This window comes from Parendozoicomonas haliclonae (assembly GCF_900174585.1).
GTDB lineage: Bacteria > Pseudomonadota > Gammaproteobacteria > Pseudomonadales > Endozoicomonadaceae > Sansalvadorimonas > Sansalvadorimonas haliclonae.
Window position 1 is genome coordinate 168,280 of sequence record NZ_FWPT01000009.1, and the last position, 22,226, is coordinate 190,505.

Genomic DNA, 22,226 nt, shown 5'->3' on the forward strand with positions numbered 1-22,226 from the left:
CATAACCAGAAAATGCCTGTGGCAAGGGTAGATAACGGACTTGGTCAGCGGCTAGTCATTGCCATACGTTTCCTTGAACAGTGCTTTATCCAGCCCTTCTTCAATCTGTTCCGTTGTCACCCTGATATTGGAACTCTTATCCATAACACGCATCAAACAATAGGAAACCAGCATGGAATAAACCGCAACAAAGCAGGCGCCAAACAGCTGAACAAGGAACTGATCCAATCCGGCACTCGTATGATTAACCAGAGAGTTTGCCAGCAGGCCGATCATGATCGTGCCAAGAAACCCGCCGACGCCATGAACGCCCCAGACATCAAGAACATCATCCCAACCCCGCTTTCTTGGGATTTTGATGGCATAGAAGCAGACCAGTCCGGCCAGTGCACCGATAAGCAAAGCTGAGCCTGGTGTGACATACCCGGATGCGGGTGTAATTGTTGCCAGCCCGGCAACAGCACCAATCAGTGGATCGAGAAAGGAGAAGTAGCCATTCTCGCGGTAGACCATGAGGGACCAGACAATCATGCCGCTGGCACTGGCCACACCGGTATTGGTAAATACGATCGCTGTTGTACCGGCCGCAGCCAGTGTTCCCCCGGCATTAAAGCCGAACCAGCCAAACAAAAGAATCCCTGCACCAATGGCAACCAGTCCCATATTAAATGGACCTTTCCCAGTAATGACTTTTCGGGGGCCAAGCACCCAGAGTGTTGCCAGACCAGAGAATGCTGCGGTGACGTGAATCACCGTGCCGCCGGCAAAATCTACAAAACCCATACGCGACAGGAAGCCATTACCCCAAACCCAGTGCGCCACCGGGAAATACACAATGATCATCCAGATAACCAGAAACTTAAGCCAGGCACCTATGGTGATTCGGTTTACGATGCAACCGGTCATGAGTGGCAGGGTAATGATGGCGAACATCAGCTGATACATGAAGAACATCAGGAAGGGGATCGTCAGCCCGTATCGGCTGTTGACCTGAAAAACAATATCCTTGAAACCCATGTACTGAAGCGGGTTGCCGACAACCCCGAAAAAGGAATTGCCAAAAACCATACTGAAACCGCCAAAGATCCACATAAGTGTGACGATGCCAATGGCGATAAAGATTTGCAGCATGATCGTTAGAGAGTGTTTTTTCTCAACCAGACCACCATAAAAGAAGGCCAGCCCCGGTGTCATAAAAAACACCAGAACTGTCGCAACGACCATGAATGCAACATTCCCGTGAACAACACCTTCAAACATTGCTCTTATCCCGAATAAGACACTGTCAGAATAATAGTTAAGCTAGAGTGGTTGGGCGGTATAAACGGCAATGTTCGTTAAGATGGGATCATCTGGCATTCAAGGCAGTTATGAGGCACTGTAGTCCGCACAATAATAATGTCTGTTTCGGGACCTGGAATGTCAGGGCTTTGATCTGCTCTGAGACATCTCTCGGAAATCAAAGACATAAGAATAATAAGAAAGGACGACCATGGACGCATTTGATTACATCATTATTGGTGCCGGATCAGCAGGGTGTGTTCTGGCGAACCGGTTATCGGAAGACTCTGACGTTTCCGTACTCCTGCTTGAAGCAGGCCCTGCCGATAATACGCCGATGATCAGTACACCCGGTGCTTTTGCCTATTTCATGTTCAGTAAAAAATATAACTGGGCCTACGAAAGCAAACCCGATCCGTCTATTCGTAAAGGCTCCCCATTATTTACTCCCCGAGGCAAAACCCTGGGCGGTTCCAGCGCCATCAATGCGATGGTGTATGTCCGAGGCCATAAAAGTGATTACAACCGCTGGGTAGAGCAGGGTAATACCGGTTGGGGCTGGGAGAATGTTCTGCCTTATTTTCGTAAGTCAGAATCAAACAGTCTGGGAGCCTGTCATTACCATGGTGATAGCGGCCCCTTGTCTGTGACCTCTATCAAAACGCAGTATCCCCTTAATGATGTCTTTCTACAGGCTGCGGGCGAGGTCGGGTTACCGTTATCTGCTGATTTCAATGCGACTCAGTTTGAAGGGGCGGGCACGTATCAGTTCACCATCAAAGATGGTCAGCGTTGTGGTGTGGCCCGTGGCTATCTGCATCCCGCAATGGAACGGGAAGGTTTAACGGTGGAGGTGAACGCCCATGTCAGTCGTATTCTTTTTGACGGCAAGTGTGCGGAAGGTGTCGAATATCTGCAGAACGGAAAGCTAAAAAGTGTCCGGACCCGCAGGGAGGTCTTGCTCTGTTCGGGGGCGATTAATTCACCACAGATACTGATGTGTTCAGGTGTTGGCGATCAACAAGAGCTGGAGCGGCACGGTATTGCGGTCGTTCATAATCTTCCGGGTGTTGGCAAAAACCTGCAGGAGCATGTGGATTCCTGCGTGCTCCAACTCAGTAAAAAACGTGATGGCCTTACCCTGAGCGCTGGTGGTTTGTTAAAAATGCTGCCGGATGTGTTCAGCTATATAGGCAGCAAGACGGGTAAGCTGGCGAATTCGATTACAGAGGTCGGTGGTTTTTTCCGTACCCGTGATGATCTTGATGTTCCCGATGTACAGATGCACTTTATCCCGGTGTTATTTGATGATTCCGGCAGGGATCTCAAGTTGATGCGGCGGCACGGTTATTCTCTGCATGTTTGTGTCCTGCGTCCGAAGAGCCGGGGCTGTATCACTCTCAACTCAGCTGACCCGTTTGCGCCTCCGGTTATTGATTACAACTTCCTTGATGATCCTGAAGATGCCAAAACGCTGGTGAATGGTGTGCGGCTGGCTAGAAAAATTATGGCTGCGCCAGTCTTTGAGGATTGGAGGGGTGAAGAACTCAGCCCGGGTATTGATGCCCAAACGGATGAAGAAATACTGCAGTCCTGCAAGGATACTCTGGGGCTGGTCTATCACCCGGTTGGCACCTGCAAAATGGGCCATGATGAAATGGCGGTGGTTGATGAGGAGATGCGTGTTCACGGTCTCGCAAAACTCAGGGTGATTGATGGTGCGGTGATGCCAACATTGGTTAGCGGGAATACTAATGCACCGATTGTCATGATGGCGGAACGCGCAGCGGATCTTATCCGGTTTGGTTGTGGACGGCTGGATGCAGAACCGGCTTCGGAAAAGGAACTTGCTCAGGCAATAAGCTGATTGTTTCTATCGGGGGATTCTGTTCGTTGGTTGAGCTGTCGCAGTTGTTATCAACCTTTCATTAATTGTTAGGGAATGATTGCGTTTTGCCTCCACGCGGATTAAACAATGAACAGAGTCTCTCAGCCTGCCAATGCCTTGAATGGTTACCCTACAGATACGACGGTGTTAGATCGTCAGCCGCCGGGTTATCGACCCATGACTCCATTGTTAGGATCGTTTTTCCTGGGGGCTTGTATTGACAGGCTTCTTTATCGACAGGTTGATATTCGAGGGCGCAAGGTGCGCTTAATGCGGCATATTCCTCTTATCGGTATTTGCGGGTCATTGGCATGGGGGGTAACGAAGGGCCTGTTCCCAAAGCCCGTTTATTGTACGAATCTGGATCGTAAGGATGTGTTGCTGTCTACGCCTTATGGAGATACCACGCGGTTATTTTTTAGACCAGAATTCTCTAGTGATAACCGTCCCGTAGGCATTCGGTTCAATGGTTCCGGTATGAACTGTCAGCACAGTGTATTGCGTTTGATTAAATTGGCAGCGGTAGGCATATCTGCCACAGTGCTGTCTGCCATGTACCTTCCAACGTTTCTGGTGATACCTCCCTGTATTGCATTTTATTTTTTTCTGATTGCAGGATGGGTTACTGAATACCCCAGGTTGGAAGTGCTGGCTTTTGATCCAGGAGTTAAGGGAACGTTAATAAGAGACATCAATACCGACCAATTCAAACAAAAGCTTCAAAGCCTGGCGAATGACTGTGAGTCAAATAAAGTCCATTATCAGACGACGCTCAATAATTGCTCAAGCCCACCCTCCCGGATTTTAAGGGAATGTGTTCCCGAAGAATTTAGAGCGCATATCGGGAAACCGTTGTGTTTCTCCATGCCTCTGGATGTTCTGATTATGGCGAATAATATTCATGCCATTAAGTCAGCCCTGAATGAAGATGGTAAGTGATGCTGCTTTTGTCAGGGCGCAGCTATAGGCAAGGCTTTCTTGTTCAGTATTTCGAGTAGCAACCCCTGTTCCAGCAGTGCTCTTCGCATCAGGGCATAGGCTGCCAGCCAGCGTCTGTTGTAGCAGGCTGATACGCTCAGTTGGATGTCCTTTTCTCCGACAAAGGAGACAGTCTGGCGCTGGAGGGTCATTCGGATAACCGGCTCAATCAGTGAGAAGCTCTCGGTGATCTCTCCGGCCAGAATGATCTTTTCCGGATTGAGCAGGTTGGTGCACATGGCCAGCACTTTGCCTAGACGGGCCGCCGCGTTGGTGATCAGGCTGCGGGCCAGCTCATCGCCTTGATTGGCTGCGTTGCAGATATCCGTAATCGTGGCGTTATCGGGCAGACTGGTTGGGCTACCGGCTTGTACCTGCTGGTGGCATTGTTGTTCGAGTGCAGAATTGGAAATATAGCTTTCCAGACAGCCAAAGTTACCGCAGTAACAGCGCGGCCCCAGAGGGTCGATCTGGATATGACCAATTTCACCTGCGGTTAATGCGCTTCCTTCATAAAGACGACCATCCAGAATCATACCGGCCCCGACACCATTGTGGATACTGACCAGCAGACTGTTGCGGCATGGGTTGTGTGGTGTTAGCTGGTGTTCTGCCAGGGTGATCGCTGAGCTGAAGTTGCCGACAAAACAAGGCAATCCAGTGGCCTGTTTGAGTCTGTCAGCAAGGGGAAGTCCATAGGTTTGCAGGTGGGGCATGGAATGAACGACACCGGTTTCAGAATGCACGAGGCCGGGCGTGGTTATCCCTATGCCGATAAGCTGCCGGGTTAATTGACTGTGTTGTTGAATAAAGGTTTGGGTGGATTGGATGATCTGCTGCAGAAACTCATCAGATTGGGTGGCCTGCAAAGGTTCTTTATGCTCGGCAAGCAGTTCTCCGCTCAAATCGCACAGTCCGTAATGGATGTGGTGCCGATCCGCGGAGATGGTGAGAATATGCAGGCTTTGCTTTCTGGCGACCAGTAAAACGGAGGGACGACCTCGTTCATGACTCTGGCTTTCAACTTCTTGAATCAGGCCGTTTTCCAGAAGCAGGCGGGTGATACGGGTTACGCTGCCGGCAGCCAGCAGGCATGTACGGGCAATCTGGATACGGGAGATCGCCCCATGTTCAACAATCGCCTTAAAGACCGCAGAGGTGTTTTTTTCCTTTACGTAGTCCAGGTTGACGATAACTGCCGGCATGGGTTGATTCCGTTAATTCCAAAGGAGAGAGCCACCACTGATAGTGCCTTTGACTTGAAAGCCCTGGTCAAGAATCACCAGGTTGGCAAAGGCTCCCTCAGAAACAGTGCCAAACTCCTGTTCGCGACCCAGAATGCGGGCCGGATTGACGGTCGCCATTCTAATGGTATCCGCCAGGGAAATACCATGTTTGATACTGTTGTTAACGGCTTCAATCATGGTCAGTGCGGAGCCGCCCAAGGTGCCATCGGCACCTGTACATTTGCCATCACGGTGATAAACCGTATGGCCGCCAAACTCAAACTGCTCAATGTCGGTGCCGGCCGCAGCAGTGGCATCGGTCACCAGTACCAGACGATCCTGCATGAGCCTGTGGGCTATGCGCAGGTTTTCCCAGCTCAGGTGATAGCCATCGGCAATAATGCCCGCGCATAAGCGGCTACTGTCAAATGCCGCGCCAACCACTCCGGGCTCACGGCTGGTCAGTGGTGACATCGCATTATGCAAATGAGTGACAAATCCGGCCCCCGCCTGTTCAGCCGCTTTGACTTCAGCGCAAGTGGCGTTGGTGTGGCCGATAGCAACCAGAATGCCAGCGTCGTACAGCTCTTTAATGACTTTATTCCCGCACACCTCCGGTGCCAGAGTGAGCTTGGCAATATCTTCGGCATGGCTGGTCAGAAAGTTCATCATCTTGCGAGAGGGTTTGCGAACCAGATGTCCGGGATGAATCCCTTTACGCTGCGGGTTGATATACGGGCCTTCAATATGTATTCCCAGTACGCGGTCCGGATGACGTTTCCGGTAACGGGAAACAACGGCTACCGCCTCTTTGATGTCATCATCGGACGCGGTGATCAGTGTCGGCAGGAAGGTTGTGCAGCCGGAGCGGAGATTCGCCGCGTGCATGGTATCGAGGGTGGCTTCAGTAATCGCACTGTTGAAATTTACGCCACCGCAGCCGTTAAGTTGCAGATCGATAAAGCCAGGAGCTAATGTCAGCCCCTGAAGGTCTATGGTCTGGTAATTATTGACGCCCTCAGCCGGAGCAGGGTGGTCTCCCACCGCTGTAATCTTGTTCCCGGAGATTGTCAGGGTTTTGAAGGTCTCCTGACCGGCCATGCCGGTCAGGAGCTTGAAGTTAGTGAGAATCAGGCCTGGGTTCTGGCTCATGTTATTTTCAAATCAGGTTGTTGGCTTCAATATCCTGGAAGTAACGCAGGGTGCGTACTTTCAGGTCAAGCGTGGCAGGGTCATCGCAGACCATGATCGACTTCGGATGAATCTGCAGAGCGGATACTGTCCACATATGATTAACACTGCCTTCGACGGTCATCTGAACCGCTTTGGCCTTGTTGCTTCCGGTGGCGATCACAAGGATTTCACGGGCATCAAGCAGGGTGCCGACACCCACTGTCAGTGCCAGTTTCGGAACCAGAGAGATATCGTTGTCGAAGAAGCGGGCATTGGCCTGGCGTGTTTCTGCGGTCAGGGTCTTGATACGGGTGCGTGAGGCCAGAGAAGAGCCCGGTTCGTTAAAGGCGATATGGCCATCATTGCCCACCCCGCCCATAAACAGCTCAACGCCGCCCAGAGCCTTGATCTTGTCTTCATAGCGCTGGCACTCGGCATCCAGATTCGCAGCATTGCCATTGAGAATGTTGATGTTCTTGGCCGGGATATCCACATGATCAAACAGCACCCGATGCATAAAGGTGTGGTAGCTCTCCGGGTGGTTCTCCGGCAGGCCGCAATACTCATCCATATTAAAGGTGATGACGTTCTGGAAGCTGAGCAGGCCTTTCTGGTTGAGACGGATCAGCTCTTTGTAGGTTGGGATCGGCGTGCTGCCGGTTGGCAGGCCCAGCACAAACGGGCGTTCGGCTGTTGGTGCGAAAGTGTTGATGCGGTCGGCAATATAACGTGCCACCCATGTGCCAACTTTACTGCTGTCGCTCAGAGGGATAAAACGCATAGTGTTACTTTCCTGATCACAGATAGGGGGAGGTAGGTGGTGTCTCTACATTCTTCCCTATCGGCATGTTGTGTTCTCTCTATTATTTTTCGATAAAAAATAAATTGCTACAAAAGTTTCTTCCTATGTGGGATTTCTGCAGATTAATTGTGTGTCTCTATTGATTCTTGTCACCTATTCTCAGAATTAATTTCTATCGATAAATAAATGGCGTGTGTCGTGAGTCTGGAACGCATACTGTATGGCTATGTGCTGAGAGGCTGGCTCAGTTGTGTGAGTCAGCACTCTCTGTACCCGTATTCTCTGTGTATAGTATCGATGAAATGTCGCAGACAACGACAAGGATCAGGACGACGAAAATGCATTACGGGCTGGATATTGGTGGAACCAAAATTGAGATTGCGGCATTTGATGCGGAGTTTCAGCGTCAGGATAGCCTCCGGGTACCCACACCGAAGACCGACTATAAAGAATTTCTGGAGACGGTTGGTGAGCTGATAACCCGGTTTGATCAGCAGTATGGCGTATCGGGAACGGTAGGGCTTGGTATTCCGGGGGTTGAGAACCAGAGTACAGGGCAGCTGACGATATCTAACGTGCCTGCCATCCATGGTCAGAGATTACGCGACGATCTGGCGCGGGTTATTCGGCGTCCGGTGGCTCTGGAGAATGATGCCCGCTGTTTTGTGTTCTCGGAAGTCTGGGGTGGCAGTGCTGACCGGTTCAATAATGTGTTTGGTGTTATTTTAGGAACCGGAGCCGGGGGTGGACTCTGCCTTCAAAGGAAGATTTATCAAGGGGTAAGCAATCTGGCTGGTGAGTGGGGGCACACCGCACTGCCGGCATCCCTGCAGCAGAAGTATCAGTTGCCTGTCGTCGATTGTGGCTGTGGTTTATCGGGTTGTTATGAGCGATATATTTCGGGCCCCGGGATCGCCAGTCTGCATCGGCACTTTACTGGTAAGACGCTGAGTACGCCTGACATTATTGAGAATATGCGGGCAGGGGAGCCAGAGGCTGTGAAAACCTTTGACTGCTTTATTGATATTGCCGGTGCGGCCATGGCCTCTCTGGTGCTGACTGTGAACCCCGAAGCTTTTGTTATGGGTGGTGGCGTTTCTAATATTTCAGAAATCTATGATCGTCTGCCTGTTGCTATCGGGAATCATTTGTTTGGTAATAACCAGGCTCCTGCGGTATTGGCTCCGATGTTTGGAGATTCCGGTGGTGTCCGTGGTGCCGCTATTCTTGGTAGCCAGCTCTCCTGACCGTTGATAAAAAAGCCGACCCGAGGGTCGGCTAACAGCACATCACACACTAATCACGGTATTTAAAGGGCAAAAGGCACGACCAGTGAGACCTTGATGTCCTTCTCATCCTGGAAAGCATTCTTGAAGCCGCCTGCCTCCCAGCTGTCCTGACCGCTCTTGTTGTTGTAGCGGGTCATATGCACGGAGATGCTGGAGCCTTTCAGGTTGCCTTCACTGAAGGTGTATCCCACATCCACGTTGAAGGCCTCTTCCTTGAGTTCTACGTCCTGATCGGCAAAATCTTCAAATGGTTTGCCATCCCAGCCATAAACGTAGGAGGCACCTGCGCGCCAGCCGGTAAGACCTAGATCGGATAAATCACGCCATGCACCAACAAAGACGGCTTTTTGCCCATCATGGTTCCAGTCGGAGCGGGAATCCCACCAGATTTCATTGCTGCCCTGGGATGAACCGTTAGGAATGGTGGTTCGGTAAACAAAGTAACCCTGGTTGCCTTTGGCTTTGGTCGCCGTGGCTTCAGCACGGAAGGTGTAAGGGCCGGTAGAGAAGGAGCTGACCAGTGCCTGATAGTGGGCGCGGCCATCGTAGGCTTTTAAGTCATCGCTGATGCTGCGGGTATCTTCAGCGCCGTAGTACTGATAGCTGAGATAGAGCTTTCCGCCAGCCACAGCAAAGTTGTCTTTCAGCTTAATGTGGTAAGTATCCAGAAAGTCCTTGGACTGGGAGAAGGCCGCATCAACACTCAGGCCACTTTCAAAGCTGTACAGTGCGCCAACGGAGTGAACGTAGTCGAGGGTATTGCCGCTGTTGTCTTCAAACTTGTAGGTGTCTTTAAACCATGGTGACTTGTACTGGTTTGCCCACATGTAAGTCAAAGTGAGTTTATCAATCGCAGTACCGAACTGGGCGCCCTGATAGGTGCCAGGCATAAAATTCCAGTTCACTCCCAGACCGCTGGGGCCTGATGGCTGAATGTAACCGGCTTTGGCCCAGCTGTTGCCGGCTTTCAGTTTAACGGCGGCCTTGTAGATGCTGGTGCCATCGTCGGTCTGGGTTTCACTCCAGTCCGGGCTGTAAGGATCTGCCCAGGGTACAAAACTGAATTCATGATCAACACCGGCGCCTTTATTGTGGTAGACGTCGGCAGCCGCAAAGATGCCAAAATCAAAACCAATAAAGTCATTGATATAGCCACTGCTGAAATCAATGTTGGTCAGGGCAGTGGTGTGATCCAGATTGTCCGTATATTTCCCCTTGCCCATATCGTAACGGTCACGCTGGCGGGCAAAGACATAAAAGCCGCCGTTGACCTTTGCATCATCAAAAAACGCTCCGGTATCAACAGCTGCGCTGGCTCCGGTGGATAGTGAGCCAGCGAATGCAGCGAATATGGCTGCTGACAGTGCGGTTCTCTTAAACATGAGGGGAACTCCCTTTTGTTTGTGTGTTGTTTTATCTGCCGAACAAGAGTGTGAGGTCTTGTTTGAGATCGAGTATATGGCCGTCTCGTCTTTTATGTAACCGGTTTCCGAAACCGGTTACATTGCTAATTTAAACATTTATGACATACGTCACGGGTCGGACATGTTTTCTGGCTTTTTAAACCAGACGATAAGAATTGGTGATGCAGGTCATGGTTTCTTAACTTTTTAGCTAGGTGTTCATCCTGTTGTGGTGTGGCTGGTGGCGGGAGATGTGGCGAGATGTCCAGCGTTTCTGCGGCTTTTGTGGGTATTTACTCCTATGAAACTGTTTCAGAAACCGGTTTCAGAAACCGTTTACATCGAATTCTTTGTCAGCATATACTGCCAGCGTTATTTCCATCCGGACAAAAACACCTGTCCGGACAGTCAAGATCGCTCAGCTATCGACTCGGAGTATTTATGAAGAAAATTTTTCTGTGCTGCAGTGCGGGTATGTCTACCAGCATGCTGGTGAACAAAATGAAAGCCGCTGCTGCCGAGCAGGGCATTGAAGCCGACATCATCGCCGTCTCCCTGGCTGACTTTGATGACACCATCAAGGAATACGACGTCTGCCTGCTGGGTCCACAGGTCAAGTTCCGCCATGAAGGGCTGTCTGCGCAGGCTGCCGAGTACGGCAAGAAGGTGGGCGTTATCGACTCCATGGCTTACGGCATGATGAAAGGCGACAAGGTTCTGGAGCAGGCTCTGGCGCTGCTGGAAGATTAATCAACACTCACGCGTCAACATAAACGCGGATACGCAACCAAGCATGGTTCGAGGTCAAAACAATGAAACTATATGACAGCCTCATTCAGTTTGTAGAACAGACTCTGGGGCCTATAGCCGGCAAGCTCGGTTCCCAGCGTCATATCACGGCCCTGCGTGATGGTTTTCTGGTCGCCATGCCGTTCATTATTGTCGGCAGCTTTATCCTGATCTTCGCCAACCCTCCGTTTGCGGCGGATACAACCAATGCTTTTGGTCGTATGTGGCTGGACTTTGTCGCAGATCATCGCGCGACCATTGTGATGCCATGGACCATGAGTATGGGCATCATGTCCCTCTTTATTACCATGGGCGTGGCTTACAGTCTGGCCAGGTCCTACAAAATGGATCCGGTGGGTGCGGCTGCGCTGTCGGTAATGACCTTCCTGCTGGTTGCCGCGCCGGAAAAAGGCTGGGCTTTGCCGTTAAACCACTTCGGTGGTACCGGTATCTTCACCGCCCTGCTGGCAGCTTACTACTCTGTAGAGCTGACCCGTTTCCTGAAAGAGCGCAATATCACTATCCGCATGCCGGAACAGGTTCCTCCTGCGATCGCGGCATCTTTTGCCCTGCTGGTTCCGGTTCTGGCGATCTTTCTGACTGCGTATCCGCTGAGCCTGTGGCTGCAGACCAGCTTTGGCATGCAGATCCCTGAAGCGGTGATGAAGCTGTTCGCACCACTGGTTTCTGCGTCTAACTCCCTGCCGGCCATTATTGGTGCGTTGCTGCTCTGCCAGCTGCTTTGGTTTGCCGGTATCCATGGTGCCAACGTGGTTGTGGGTATTTTGTCGCCTATCTTCCTGGCCAACATTGCTGCCAACGCTGATGCCTATGCGGCCGGTGAAGCACTGCCTAATCTGTTCACTCAGCCGTTCTGGGACTTCTACATCTTTATCGGTGGTGCAGGTGCAACCCTTGCGCTGGTGATTTTGATGGCCTTCTCCAAAGCCACCCATTTGCGCTCTGTTGGCCGTATGAGTGCGCTGCCAGGCGTATTCCAGATTAACGAACCGGTTATGTTCGGTACCCCGGTCGTGATGAACGCAACCCTGTTCGTACCTTTTGTTCTGGCTCCGGTTGTTAATGCTGTGATTGCCTACATAGCTGTGAATACCGGCATGGTCGATAAGGCCATCGCGGTGACACCATGGACTACACCTGCTCTGATCGGTGCTGCCTGGGGTGCCGGCTGGGTTCTGAAGGCTTCTATTCTCACAGCCTTGCTACTGGTGCTGGACGTTCTGATTTACTACCCGTTCTTCAAGGTTTACGAGAAGCAGGTATTGGCAGACGAGGCGGCTATGGAAAGCAGCAACTCTGAATCTTCTGCCACACAGCAGGCTGTTGCCTGATCGTTTCTGAAGTTTAATAAATAGACAGACATCGACGTGAATTGTGATGTCTGTCAGGAAAGACGACGATGAATTTTGAAAATATTGTAATGGACCTGATTGTCCGTGCCGGTGAAGCCAAAAGCCTGGCTTTTGAAGCTCTTGCCAAAGCCCGTACCGGTGACTTTGCTGCGGCAGAGCAGCTGCTTGCAGACTCCCGCGCGGCAGGTAAACTGGCGCATAAAGTCCAGACCAAACTGATCACCATGGATGGCGAAGGTCAGCCTGTTCCTCTCTCCCTGGTAATGGTACATGCTCAGGATCATCTGATGGATTCCATGCTGGCGCAGGATCTGATCGAGGAAATGATCAGACTCTATCAGAAACTCGATAATCAATAATTTTATTCACCGCACCCCGCTGCGATTTATGCACTGCTGGTTGAGGTAAGGATTTGGAGGCATAAATGGCGAGTATTAAGGATGTGGCTGAGCTGGCCGGAGTGTCCAAGGCAACGGTTTCCCGGGTACTGAACAATACCGGGCAGATTCGTGAAGGGACACGTGCACGTGTGCACAAGGCTATGGAAAAGCTGAATTACCGTCCCAGCCCTCTGGCCAAATCCCTCGCTACCTCGTCGTCCAATACCGTTGGCCTGGTGGTGACATCCTATCGCGGGCACTTCTACTCGGAACTGATGGCTGAAGTTCAGGAGGAAATGGAAGTGCAGGGGAAGTTTCTGCTGGTCAGCCGTGGTAAACGCTCCCGGTCTTCTGAACAGGAAGCAATCCAGCGACTGACCGATATGTGCTGCGATGGTCTCATACTGCATACCCGTAATATGTTTGATGAAGATCTGGTTGATCTGAGCAAGGGTTCCACACCGTTTGTGGTACTGGACCGCTCGGTTAAGGATCTGGAAGACCGCTCTATCGTCTATGACCATACTCTGGCCGGAAAAATGGCCGTTGAGCATCTGCTTGAGAAAGGACACCGGAAGATCGCCTGTATCGCCGGTCCCCGCAGCAGGATGACTGCGGCTCTGCGATTTGATGGTTATGTTCAGGCGCTGGAGAGTTACGGGATCAGTGTTGATGAGAGCCTGGTCGCAGAAGCGGATTACGACCGTCTCGGTGGTTATCGAGCCATGAAAGACATCCTCGAACGCCAGCCGGATATCACCGCTGTTTATTCCTGCAGTGAGGAAATGACTGTCGGCGCTTTTGATTTATTCAGAGAGCGCGGCATCAATCTGCCCGGTGATATTTCGATTATCAGTTTCGACAGTGTCAGCCTCTGTACCATGCTAACGCCTCAGGTCAGCACCGTGCATTTCCCGATTAAGGAGATGGCGGCTGAATCAGCAAGAGTGCTGACCGCGTTGATGCATGGCGAGCAAGATGTTCAGCCACAACGATTTATTCCGGAACTCAGGTTGCGGGATTCTGTCAGGGAAATCTGACCGGAAATAACCTTTCCAAGGATTAATAATGAAAACTATCAAGCTGGCAATTATTGGCGGCGGGAGCAGCTACACCCCGGAATTAATGGAAGGCCTGATTCGTCGCCACCATGAACTTCCTGTCAGTGAGATCTGCCTGGTAGATATTGAGGATGGACGACATAAGCTGGATATCATCGCCGGGCTGACCGAGCGCATGATTGCCAAAGCCGGTCTGGACATTAAAGTGAACGCCACGGTTGACCGCCGTGAGGCTATTCGCGGAGCTGACTTTGTACTGACTCAGTTCCGTGTGGGCGGATTGGCTGCCCGGGCCCGTGATGAGCGTATCCCGCTCAAGTACCGGGCTCTGGGCCAGGAAACAACCGGAGCCGGCGGTTTTGCCAAAGCCATGCGTACCATCCCGGTGATTCTGGAAATCTGTCGTGATATTGAAGAGCTGGCCCCTAACGCTTTGCTGATCAACTTCACCAATCCGGCCGGTATGGTCACCGAAGCTGTTTCCAAATACACCAATGTGAAAGTGATGGGCCTGTGTAATGTGCCGATCAATATGCATTACTCCATCGCCCGTATGCTGGGTGTGAAGCCGGAAGAGGCTTATCTGGAGTTTGCCGGTCTGAATCATATGGTCTGGGTGCACCGAGTGACTGTGGGGCAGGAAGACAAGACCGGTCAGGTGCTGGATATGCTGGGCAATGGTGCCAGCCTCAACATGAACAATATTGCCGAAGAGCCATGGGACCCTGAGCTGCTGAAAGCGATTGGCGTCATTCCGTGTCCGTACCATCGCTACTTCTATATGCAGCAGGCAATGCTGGAAGAAGAACTGGAAGCGGCGGAGTCCGGTGGTACCCGCGCCGAGCAGGTGATGAAAACCGAAGAAGAGCTGTTCAAGCTCTACGCAAGCCCTGAGCTGAATGAAAAGCCAAAACAGCTGGAGAAACGTGGCGGTGCTTATTACTCCGAGGTATCCCTGCAACTGATTGATGCGATCTGGAATGATCGTAAATCGGTTCAGGTGGTGAATACCCGTAATAATGGTGCCATCCGTAACCTGCCAGACGATGCAGTCGTAGAGATCAACGCTGTGATTGATGCCAATGGTGCTCATGCAGTGTCGTTTGGCACCATGCCGCCACAGCTGGCCAGTCTGCTGCAGTCGGTGAAAGCCTATGAAAGTCTGGCAGTGGAAGCGGCGGTTGAAGGGGATTACACCAAGGCTATTGCTGCACTTGCCCTGAATCCTATGGTGCCGGATATGGCCGTGGCCAAACAGCTGCTTGACGACATTATCGAGCAAAATGCTGCCTACCTGCCGCAGTTCAAACGCGGTTAAATTTTCGGTCAAATCGTAGAGTTGTGAGTGGGGTTTATCCCCACTTCAGCTCTGGGCTGTTTCCTGGAAATAAGCTTATGAAACTGATTATTAATGCTGATGACTTTGGTCTGACCCGTGGTGTGAACCTCGGCATTATTGAGGCCTGTCATCAGGGTGTCGTACGTTCTGCGACGGTTATGGCCGGCATGCCGGCAACGGAGCATGCAGCCGAACTGGCTCGTCAGACGCCTGCTTTGAGAACCGGCATCCATCTCCGGCTGACCGCCGGCGCACCGATGGCCAGCAATGTATCATCACTGTTGGGCGACGATTATCACCTGCAAAAGCAGGCTGCCTTCTGGGCGAATACCGCTATGGTTTCCGCAGAGATAGAGCGAGAACTGCGGGCTCAGATTGACTCTCTTATTGCCCTTGGTTTTCAGCTGACCCATATAGATGGGCACCATCACTGCCACACCCACCCACTGGTCGCTCCGGTTGTTGAACAGCTGTCTTACGAGTATCGGCTCCCTGTTCGTCCCTGTCTTCAGCCTGTGGTTTACCAGAACACACGCCTCTCTTTCACCGACAAGTTCTACGGGGATGATCTCAAGGTTGAGTCTTTGCTGGATATCGTAAAAGCCGCCAGAGAGGAAACTGATGTGCTGGAGGTGATGTGTCACCCGGCACTTGTGGATGAGCCGCTGAGTCAGATCAGTAACTACAGTCTGCCCCGCACCCGCGAGTTGGCCATTCTGACCGACAGCGATCTGCCAGACGAGCTGACCAGACTGGGCGTGTCCCTGGCGGACTACTCCCACATTTCTTTTCCCCGGACTTAACTCACAGTCGTTTATCTTTGATCAGAGTTTCTATGGATATTGGAATCAATAAACAGGACGTGTCATCTGCCGTTGATGCCGGCTGTGAGACCCGTACATTGTCACTTGTTGCGCCTATGACTGGCGTTTTGGTTGATCTTGGCGACTGCCCGGATCCGGTTTTTGCATTCAAAATGGCCGGTGATGGGGTGGCCATTGATCCTGTCGGTGATCTGGTAGTGGCTCCCTGTGACGCAACCATTACCGTGCTTCCGGGTACTCACCATGCGCTGACCCTGAAAACCGACACCGGTGTTGAAGTGCTGATTCATATCGGCCTGGATACCGGTGTACTGCGCGGTAACGGCTTTGAGGCACTGGCCAAGCAGGGCGAACGGGTACAGCAGGGCCAGCCTCTGGTTCGTGTTGATCGTGAAGTGGTGGCAGCAAAAGCGACTTCGCTTCAGAGTGTGATGCTGATTACCTCTGGTGAGGCTTTTTCGGCTATCAATGCAGGTGTAGAGCTGGTGGCCGGTGAAACCCCGGTTATCACACTTGGTGTCACCACAAAGCAAGGTGACAGTGAGAATCCTGCAATATCTGCTAGCGCCTCCGGGGATGCATCGGCGGAGCTGGTGGTTCGTAACCCTCACGGTCTGCATGCTCGTCCGATTTCCAATCTGATCAAGATTATTCGCGGCTTCCGGTCGGATGTGATCTTGAAAAACCTGACCACAGGTAAAGAAGGCAAGGCCAACAGTCTGACAGGGCTGTTGAGTCTTGAGCTGGGTCTTGGTGTGCCTGTCCAGGTCATTGTTAATGGACCGGATGCGGATGTTGCTCTGGCAGCGATCGTGCAGGGTTTTGAAAATGGGCTCGGTGAAAAACTGGTTGAGATACCGGTTGAAACCGTGGTAGCAACGGTTGCGGCTGATGTTGTCAGCACGGAAGACTGTGATATCGATGATAATGAACCGCCACTGTTGGGGCTGGTAAGTCTGGATGACAACACTCTGAGCGGGGTAAGAGCTGCTCCAGGGCTGGCGATTGGTCAACTGGTTTATCAGCGCCGAGAGCTGCCTGAGTTTCCTGAGCTGGCAGCCTCTGCCCACGATGAATTCCAGGCCCTGGATATTGCTATTCAGGCTGCTAATGCAGCACTAGAATCGCTGGTTGCCTCTGTGGCCGCCGATGGTATGGCATCCCATGCCGAGGTGTTTGCAGCGCATCAGCAGTTGCTTGAAGACCCTTCCATCCGCGAACAGGCGGAACAGTTGATTGACCAGGGCAAGAGTGCTGCCTTTGCTTGGCATGCCGGCTATCAGGCGGAAGCGACTGCACTGAAAACCCTCGATAATCCATTGTTAGCTGCTCGTGCGGCCGATGTAGAAGATATTGGTCTGCGGGTTTTACGACTGCTGCTGAATATTGAGGAAGAAGCGGCCTGTCTGCCCGAGAATGCCATTCTGGTCATGGATGACCTGACACCTTCCGAAGTGATTATGCTGGATCGCAGTCGTGTAGCCGGTATTTGCACCCTCAAAGGGGGAGCAACTTCCCATGCTGCTATCTTGTGCGGTTCCATGGGGATTCCTTATCTGGTCAGTGTGTCGGAAGATATCTGCCGACATGCTTCGGGAACGCCGGCAATCCTGGATGCAGTAAAGGCTCAGATTCGCCTGAACCCTTCGGAAGAGGACCTGGCTCGCAGTGAAAACAAACGCAAGTTTGCTGCTGAGCATCGTGAAGCTGCGCTGGCATTGGCACACCAGCCTGCGATTACCAACGACGGTCACCGTGTAGAAGTCGTCGCCAATATCGGTTCAGCCGATGATGCCGTAAAAGCTGTCGAAATGGGAGCCGAAGGGGTTGGCCTGCTGCGTTCCGAGTTCCTGTATATGGAGCGTACAGAAGAGCCTTCCGTTGCCGAGCAGGCTCGTGTTTACGAGCAGATCCTCAATATTATGGGTCATGAGCGTCCGGTGATAGTGCGCACCATGGATGTGGGTGGCGATAAACCACTGGCTTACCTTCCGCTTCCTCAGGAAGAGAACCCTTTCCTTGGTGAACGAGGCGTGCGGATTGGCATTAACCGTCCTGCCATCTTGCGTAAGCAGGTACGAGCCATTCTTCGGGCTGCAGGGGCAGGCCATGTCCGTATCATGTTCCCGATGATCAGCTCCCTGAATGAAATTCAGGTGGTTAAGAAACTGGTCCATGAAGAGCAGGCGCGGCTGGGTATTGAGAAGGTGGAGCTGGGCATCATGATTGAAGTGCCATCTGCTGCACTGATGGCCGATCTGCTGGCCAAAGAGGTGGACTTCTTCTCCATTGGCACCAACGATCTGACCCAGTACACGCTGGCCGTTGATCGTGGCCATCCAAAATTAACAGCCATGGTGGATGGTCTGCATCCAGCAGTTCTGCGTTTGATTGATATGACGGTGAAAGCTGCGGAACGGGAAGGGAAGTGGGTCGGTGTTTGTGGTGGTCTGGCCAGTGATCTGGAAGCCGTACCGGTGTTGGTGGGCCTGGGGATTCACGAACTGTCTGCCAGCGTGCCGATTATTCCAGAGGTTAAAGCCCGGGTACGTGGTCTGAACCGGTATGAATGTAGTCAGCTGGCAGAAGCTGCATTAGAACAAAGTTCAGCCGAAGCGGTGCGGAAGCTGGTTCGACTCGCTTAATTCTGTCAACACTATCGATCTTCATTTATACCCCGCAGTCCAATCGGCTGCGGGGTTTGTGCTTCAAAAATCAAGCGACAATGTCTGGTTTATTAAGGTGTGTTTGTTTGAGGATTCTGAGCTGTAGGAAATACTGTATTCAGGTCTTCCATCATCAGCTCAAACTCAGGGTTAAAGGTTAAACGTGCGACAACCTGATTAGGTTCCTCAGTACCATAGGCGCCATACCAGACTTCACCCCCATTGAAGCAATACTCAAAAGCCCCTTCCGCCTGCTGACCATTCCGGCAAATACGGCCCGGCCCATTGATGCCGTAGTAGGGATTATCCGGCGAAAACAGCATTCCCATATGCGACATGGAGTTGATACGCAATTCCGGTACCCGGCTATGGATGGTCCGTGTTGCTCCGGACAGGCCTGACTCTTGCGAACCAAACCACACCAGCCGGTTATTCGGATGGGTGAACTGCGAGCGGAACAGGTCCCGAATCAGCTCAACTTCAAGAACACTGTCGTGTTCGGTCAGAACCATAAAGGTCGGGCGGTCAAAGGTCTCGTTGGTCAACCTTTTCATGGATGCGGCACTGGTCTTGTAATACTCGCCAAAGCCCTTGGCGGCGGTGTTCATATAACGGGTGTAGACGAACTCCTGCTCCGGTTTCACATCATAAAGCCAGTCCACAAAGAAGGCGGCCAGAGGTGCATATTTTGCGTTGGGCTCATCCGACTGAAAGCCTGGAGAGAACAGCATCAACCCTTTGATAGCCGGGTCATCAATGGCATGCAGATAAGTCAGGTTGCCGCCGGTTGAAAATCCACCCAGATAAACCTCGTCTACTTCACCTTTCAGCATCTCTACGTGTCGGGCGACCAGCTTTTCCCAGTTGCTATGATCGGCGGTGATCATATCTCCTGGGCGGGTTCCGTGTCCTTCCAGCAGAATGGTTCTGACCAGATAACCCTGCTCCGAGAGTCGTTTACCTACATCAACAAATGAGAAGGGAGAGTCCGCCAGTCCGTGTACCAGCAGGATGCCACGGGTGGTCGGAAGTTCGACCTGTGGCTTCAGCTCAAAGGGCATATTGGCCCGGACTTCGACATCAATGTCTTTGCTCTGGAAGAAACGGGTGGCGCGAATCTGCTTTTCTGTTTCCTGCAAATACTCGTCAAAGGTCGTGTAGGAGCTGCTCACCTGATAATGCGATGGTTCAAACATCGGATGATGGGTGACATTACCCTGACAGCCGGCAAGAATTGCCAGAGCGGCCAATAGAAGCGCTGGTTTTTTCATTCTCTGTTAAATGTCTTGCTTTGTGGCCGCTGCAGCGGCTTTGAATGATGGAAGCTTGTTGGAAAAGGCGGCGATAATCAATAAGGGATAAACAACCCCACAGCGTTCTGTGAGGTTGTTGGAAGTATTTATCCTGCAGCGGCCTGCCACTGGGTCAGCAGGCTCATAATCTGGCGGGAGTCCTGGTGTCGGGCTGCCGGACGTTCCAGCTCCAGTTGCCCCGCTCTGATAGCATCAGTGACATTGCGAACCTGATACAGGAAGGCATCACCATCGGCGGTTACTCTGATTTCCTCGGTTGGCTGCTCATAAGGCGTCAGGTGCAGGATATTATCCGCACCCGGCAGCCATGGGTTAGAAATGCAGCGCAGGATGCCGGTGGTACCCAGAATGGTAAAGCCGTGATCCAGCCCGTAATCTTCCGCCGTATGCAGTTGCAGCATCACACCATTGTTCAGCCTTGCGGTCATGGCGGTTTCATCAAGGTTACCGTGTGCATCTCTCCGACCCAGCGCAGTGATCTGAATATTATCAAAGACCTGTGAACCGAACTGTTGTTGTAACAGCAGGTGGGCTAGAGAGGTTGGGTAGCATCCGAGATTAAACAGGGTACCGCCGCTCTGCGGGTTGGCAAACTGAGCAATGTCTGCACAGTAATGACCGGAGATAGCGCGAATACCCCCAATGGCACCTTGTTGAATCAGTTCAGCAATTTTGGCGGTGAAAGGGTGGTGGAGATACATCAAACCTTCAGCAAAGAACACCTTGTGATGGGCGGCTGCAGCCAGTGCCGCATCGGTCTTTTCCATATCCACTGACAGCGATTTCTCGCAGACAATCGCTTTACCGGCTTGTGCCGCCAGTTCTGTGTATTGATGATGAAGATGGGTAGGCAGTCCGATGTAAACGACATCGACTTTGTCATCATGGATCAGGGCTTCAAAATCGGTTGTGCGAACCGCAATACCATATTGATCAGCAAAGGCATTCAGGGTTTCGGTGTTGCGTGCGGCTACACCGTAAATCTGACCACGACCTTCGGCAATGATGGCTTCCGCCATCACCCCAGAGATAAAACTGGTGCCTAGAATGGCCCATTGTAACTTCTCACTCATGCTCTCTCCTGCTGGCACGATACGCCGTAACGGCTCTCTGATCGAATCACTCTGAAAGAAATATATTATTGATTTTATTGATAATAAGGCCATGAAAATTTGGGGCTATGGAAAGTAATCTCTAATGATAGGAGAGCCAGTGTCTCGAAGAGCGAGGCGAAGAGATGTGACGCAAAGAGGGCTGGAAAAGAGAACCGGTATCCATGCCGGTGCTCAGATTTAAGCAGTACCGGATCAAGAAACCGCCTTCACACAGATGGCTGTACCCATACCGTTACCGATACGCAGGGAGGCCCATATCGGTGTAGATGCCAGAACAGGTATGACAAATAGCCTAAAAACGACAGCGGACAACAGGTTATGCTGCCTTATTCATGTCTTCCTTAGGTTTAGAGTTCCAGCCTTTAAATAGCAGAATCGGACACTCTTCTGATTTCGGACGCAATTAATATATCTACTCGCCCAAAGCCGGATCCCGTGCCTGTGAAAGCTAATCAGCATACCCTTTTGGAGTTTCACGGGGCTTGTACCGAAATGTGTAAGAAGGAAAAGTGTATGAATATTCACTGCAGGACATTTGTCCCAATCGTATCGTTGCTGTTTGTGTCGCTATCTGCACACGTCAATGCCATCAATTACGATGAGATGATCAGCATACCAGCTACTAAGTTTCAGATGGGGTGCGATCCTGAGATTGATCCAATCTGCAAACTGGTACCTGAAGAAAAGCAGCATGAAGTATCAGTGAGTGCCTTCAAAATTGATAAGTATGAAGTCACCACCAAAGACTATGGCGACTGTGTCGCAGCTGGTATCTGTGAGTATCCTACCATGGGTGGGCTTATGCATTTTGGCAATGAAGAAGCCGATCTCTTTCCAATTAATGGCGTGAGCTGGTATGACGCAAAAACGTATTGTGAAACCTTCAAAGGCAAACGCCTGCCAACATCGGCAGAGTGGGAACTTGCTGCACGTGGTACCGATAAACGCATCTATCCATGGGGCAACGATGAGCCAGATTGCACCCGTGCGGTTATCGATCGCCCGGGTGCGGGATTTCTTGGGTGTGGTACCGGTGACAGTATGAATGTTGGCTCCAAACCCAAAGGCGCTTCACCTTACGGGGTGATGGATATGGCGGGAAACGTTTGGGAGTGGACGTCCGACTGGTATGACGAAAATTACTACGCCAATAGTCCTGCCAAAGACCCGAAAGGGCCCTCCAGAGGAACCCTGAAAATTACCCGCGGTGGTGATTTCTTGAGTCGCAGGGGCTATGAAGTCCGTTCCACCGGGCTCTTTCCCTACTATCCAACCAACCCCAGCCCTGCGATCGGCTTCCGCTGCGCACAATAACAACAGGAGTTA

General features: G+C 51.7%; 18 protein-coding genes. 11 read left to right on the forward strand and 7 right to left on the reverse strand.

Features of this window, described 5'->3' with window-relative positions; genetic code table 11:
- Nucleotides 1–51: 51 nt before the first annotated feature.
- Nucleotides 52–1,260, reverse strand: a complete 1,209-nt coding sequence (locus EHSB41UT_RS18530) for an ammonium transporter (RefSeq protein ID WP_087112348.1) — start codon at nt 1,258–1,260, stop codon at nt 52–54.
- A gap of 232 nt (nt 1,261–1,492) precedes the next feature.
- On the opposite strand from EHSB41UT_RS18530, the gene EHSB41UT_RS18535 reads away from it, so the two are divergent.
- Complete coding sequence (locus tag EHSB41UT_RS18535) at nt 1,493–3,148, forward strand: GMC family oxidoreductase (RefSeq protein ID WP_087112349.1); 1,656 nt, start codon at nt 1,493–1,495, stop codon at nt 3,146–3,148.
- A gap of 108 nt (nt 3,149–3,256) precedes the next feature.
- Complete coding sequence (locus tag EHSB41UT_RS18540) at nt 3,257–4,108, forward strand: hypothetical protein (RefSeq protein ID WP_133060573.1); 852 nt, start codon at nt 3,257–3,259, stop codon at nt 4,106–4,108.
- 11 nt (nt 4,109–4,119) lie between these two features.
- Here EHSB41UT_RS18540 and EHSB41UT_RS18545 read toward each other — a convergent pair whose 3' ends face one another.
- The 3 genes from EHSB41UT_RS18545 to nagB are packed head-to-tail and all read right to left on the reverse strand — an operon-like array spanning nt 4,120 to nt 7,327.
- Nucleotides 4,120–5,352 carry an ROK family transcriptional regulator gene (locus tag EHSB41UT_RS18545; protein WP_087112351.1) on the reverse strand — a complete coding sequence of 411 codons (1,233 nt, stop codon included), beginning with the start codon at nt 5,350–5,352 and terminating at the stop codon, nt 4,120–4,122.
- Between the two features lie 12 nt (nt 5,353–5,364).
- On the reverse strand, nt 5,365–6,525 hold the full coding sequence (nagA, locus tag EHSB41UT_RS18550) for an N-acetylglucosamine-6-phosphate deacetylase (protein WP_087112352.1): 1,161 nt from the start codon (nt 6,523–6,525) through the stop codon (nt 5,365–5,367).
- Between the two features lie 7 nt (nt 6,526–6,532).
- On the reverse strand, nt 6,533–7,327 hold the full coding sequence (gene nagB, locus EHSB41UT_RS18555) for a glucosamine-6-phosphate deaminase (RefSeq protein ID WP_087112353.1): 795 nt from the start codon (nt 7,325–7,327) through the stop codon (nt 6,533–6,535).
- A 359-nt stretch (nt 7,328–7,686) separates the two neighbouring features.
- Between nagB and EHSB41UT_RS18560 the strand changes: the two genes are divergently transcribed.
- On the forward strand, nt 7,687–8,595 hold the full coding sequence (locus EHSB41UT_RS18560; protein WP_165767322.1) for an ROK family protein: 909 nt from the start codon (nt 7,687–7,689) through the stop codon (nt 8,593–8,595).
- 62 nt (nt 8,596–8,657) lie between these two features.
- On the opposite strand, the gene EHSB41UT_RS18565 is transcribed toward EHSB41UT_RS18560, so the two are convergent.
- A complete protein-coding gene (locus EHSB41UT_RS18565) occupies nt 8,658–10,019 on the reverse strand; it encodes an OprD family outer membrane porin (RefSeq protein ID WP_087112355.1) in 1,362 nt (453 codons plus the stop codon).
- 462 nt (nt 10,020–10,481) lie between these two features.
- Here EHSB41UT_RS18565 and EHSB41UT_RS18570 point away from each other — a divergent pair, with 462 nt between their 5' ends.
- The 7 genes from EHSB41UT_RS18570 to ptsP all read left to right on the forward strand — a co-directional run bounded on the left by EHSB41UT_RS18570 (nt 10,482) and on the right by ptsP (nt 18,451).
- Nucleotides 10,482–10,790, forward strand: a complete 309-nt coding sequence (locus EHSB41UT_RS18570) for a PTS sugar transporter subunit IIB (protein ID WP_087112356.1) — start codon at nt 10,482–10,484, stop codon at nt 10,788–10,790.
- A 62-nt stretch (nt 10,791–10,852) separates the two neighbouring features.
- On the forward strand, nt 10,853–12,181 hold the full coding sequence (locus tag EHSB41UT_RS18575) for a PTS sugar transporter subunit IIC (protein ID WP_087112357.1): 1,329 nt from the start codon (nt 10,853–10,855) through the stop codon (nt 12,179–12,181).
- A 68-nt stretch (nt 12,182–12,249) separates the two neighbouring features.
- Entirely contained in the window at nt 12,250–12,561 is a 312-nt protein-coding gene (locus EHSB41UT_RS18580) for a PTS lactose/cellobiose transporter subunit IIA (protein WP_087112358.1), read from the forward strand.
- 65 nt (nt 12,562–12,626) lie between these two features.
- Nucleotides 12,627–13,622 carry a LacI family DNA-binding transcriptional regulator gene (locus tag EHSB41UT_RS18585; protein WP_087112359.1) on the forward strand — a complete coding sequence of 332 codons (996 nt, stop codon included), beginning with the start codon at nt 12,627–12,629 and terminating at the stop codon, nt 13,620–13,622.
- Nucleotides 13,623–13,650: 28 nt separating this feature from the next.
- On the forward strand, nt 13,651–14,961 hold the full coding sequence (locus EHSB41UT_RS18590; RefSeq protein ID WP_087112360.1) for a 6-phospho-beta-glucosidase: 1,311 nt from the start codon (nt 13,651–13,653) through the stop codon (nt 14,959–14,961).
- Between the two features lie 77 nt (nt 14,962–15,038).
- Nucleotides 15,039–15,785: a chitin disaccharide deacetylase gene (gene chbG, locus EHSB41UT_RS18595; RefSeq protein ID WP_087112361.1), complete on the forward strand. Its 747-nt coding sequence runs from the start codon at nt 15,039–15,041 to the stop codon at nt 15,783–15,785.
- A gap of 32 nt (nt 15,786–15,817) precedes the next feature.
- A complete protein-coding gene (gene ptsP / locus EHSB41UT_RS18600; RefSeq protein ID WP_087112362.1) occupies nt 15,818–18,451 on the forward strand; it encodes a phosphoenolpyruvate--protein phosphotransferase in 2,634 nt (877 codons plus the stop codon).
- A gap of 92 nt (nt 18,452–18,543) precedes the next feature.
- Here the strand turns inward: ptsP and EHSB41UT_RS18605 are convergent, their stop codons facing one another.
- Complete coding sequence (locus tag EHSB41UT_RS18605; RefSeq protein ID WP_087112363.1) at nt 18,544–19,743, reverse strand: alpha/beta hydrolase; 1,200 nt, start codon at nt 19,741–19,743, stop codon at nt 18,544–18,546.
- Between the two features lie 128 nt (nt 19,744–19,871).
- The gene (locus tag EHSB41UT_RS18610; protein WP_087112364.1) at nt 19,872–20,858 is read right to left on the reverse strand and encodes a Gfo/Idh/MocA family protein; all 987 of its coding nucleotides are present in this window, start codon (nt 20,856–20,858) and stop codon (nt 19,872–19,874) included.
- A 555-nt stretch (nt 20,859–21,413) separates the two neighbouring features.
- Here EHSB41UT_RS18610 and EHSB41UT_RS18615 point away from each other — a divergent pair.
- Complete coding sequence (locus EHSB41UT_RS18615; RefSeq protein WP_165767323.1) at nt 21,414–22,214, forward strand: formylglycine-generating enzyme family protein; 801 nt, start codon at nt 21,414–21,416, stop codon at nt 22,212–22,214.
- Nucleotides 22,215–22,226: the final 12 nt, after the last annotated feature.

What these genes read in the sequence shown, in the direction of transcription:
- nagA (WP_087112352.1), bottom strand. Translation starts at nt 6,525, where the DNA reads ATGAGCCAGAACCCAGGCCTGATTCTCACTAACTTCAAGCTCCTGACC.
- EHSB41UT_RS18605 (WP_087112363.1), bottom strand. Translation starts at nt 19,743, where the DNA reads ATGAAAAAACCAGCGCTTCTATTGGCCGCTCTGGCAATTCTTGCCGGC.
- EHSB41UT_RS18560 (WP_165767322.1), top strand. Translation starts at nt 7,687, where the DNA reads ATGCATTACGGGCTGGATATTGGTGGAACCAAAATTGAGATTGCGGCA.
- EHSB41UT_RS18615 (WP_165767323.1), top strand. Translation starts at nt 21,414, where the DNA reads ATGAATATTCACTGCAGGACATTTGTCCCAATCGTATCGTTGCTGTTT.
- EHSB41UT_RS18530 (WP_087112348.1), bottom strand. Translation starts at nt 1,260, where the DNA reads ATGTTTGAAGGTGTTGTTCACGGGAATGTTGCATTCATGGTCGTTGCG.
- chbG (WP_087112361.1), top strand. Translation starts at nt 15,039, where the DNA reads ATGAAACTGATTATTAATGCTGATGACTTTGGTCTGACCCGTGGTGTG.
- EHSB41UT_RS18570 (WP_087112356.1), top strand. Translation starts at nt 10,482, where the DNA reads ATGAAGAAAATTTTTCTGTGCTGCAGTGCGGGTATGTCTACCAGCATG.
- EHSB41UT_RS18580 (WP_087112358.1), top strand. Translation starts at nt 12,250, where the DNA reads ATGAATTTTGAAAATATTGTAATGGACCTGATTGTCCGTGCCGGTGAA.
- EHSB41UT_RS18575 (WP_087112357.1), top strand. Translation starts at nt 10,853, where the DNA reads ATGAAACTATATGACAGCCTCATTCAGTTTGTAGAACAGACTCTGGGG.
- nagB (WP_087112353.1), bottom strand. Translation starts at nt 7,327, where the DNA reads ATGCGTTTTATCCCTCTGAGCGACAGCAGTAAAGTTGGCACATGGGTG.
- ptsP (WP_087112362.1), top strand. Translation starts at nt 15,818, where the DNA reads ATGGATATTGGAATCAATAAACAGGACGTGTCATCTGCCGTTGATGCC.
- EHSB41UT_RS18585 (WP_087112359.1), top strand. Translation starts at nt 12,627, where the DNA reads ATGGCGAGTATTAAGGATGTGGCTGAGCTGGCCGGAGTGTCCAAGGCA.
- EHSB41UT_RS18610 (WP_087112364.1), bottom strand. Translation starts at nt 20,858, where the DNA reads ATGAGTGAGAAGTTACAATGGGCCATTCTAGGCACCAGTTTTATCTCT.
- EHSB41UT_RS18565 (WP_087112355.1), bottom strand. Translation starts at nt 10,019, where the DNA reads ATGTTTAAGAGAACCGCACTGTCAGCAGCCATATTCGCTGCATTCGCT.
- EHSB41UT_RS18545 (WP_087112351.1), bottom strand. Translation starts at nt 5,352, where the DNA reads ATGCCGGCAGTTATCGTCAACCTGGACTACGTAAAGGAAAAAAACACC.
- EHSB41UT_RS18535 (WP_087112349.1), top strand. Translation starts at nt 1,493, where the DNA reads ATGGACGCATTTGATTACATCATTATTGGTGCCGGATCAGCAGGGTGT.
- EHSB41UT_RS18540 (WP_133060573.1), top strand. Translation starts at nt 3,257, where the DNA reads ATGAACAGAGTCTCTCAGCCTGCCAATGCCTTGAATGGTTACCCTACA.
- EHSB41UT_RS18590 (WP_087112360.1), top strand. Translation starts at nt 13,651, where the DNA reads ATGAAAACTATCAAGCTGGCAATTATTGGCGGCGGGAGCAGCTACACC.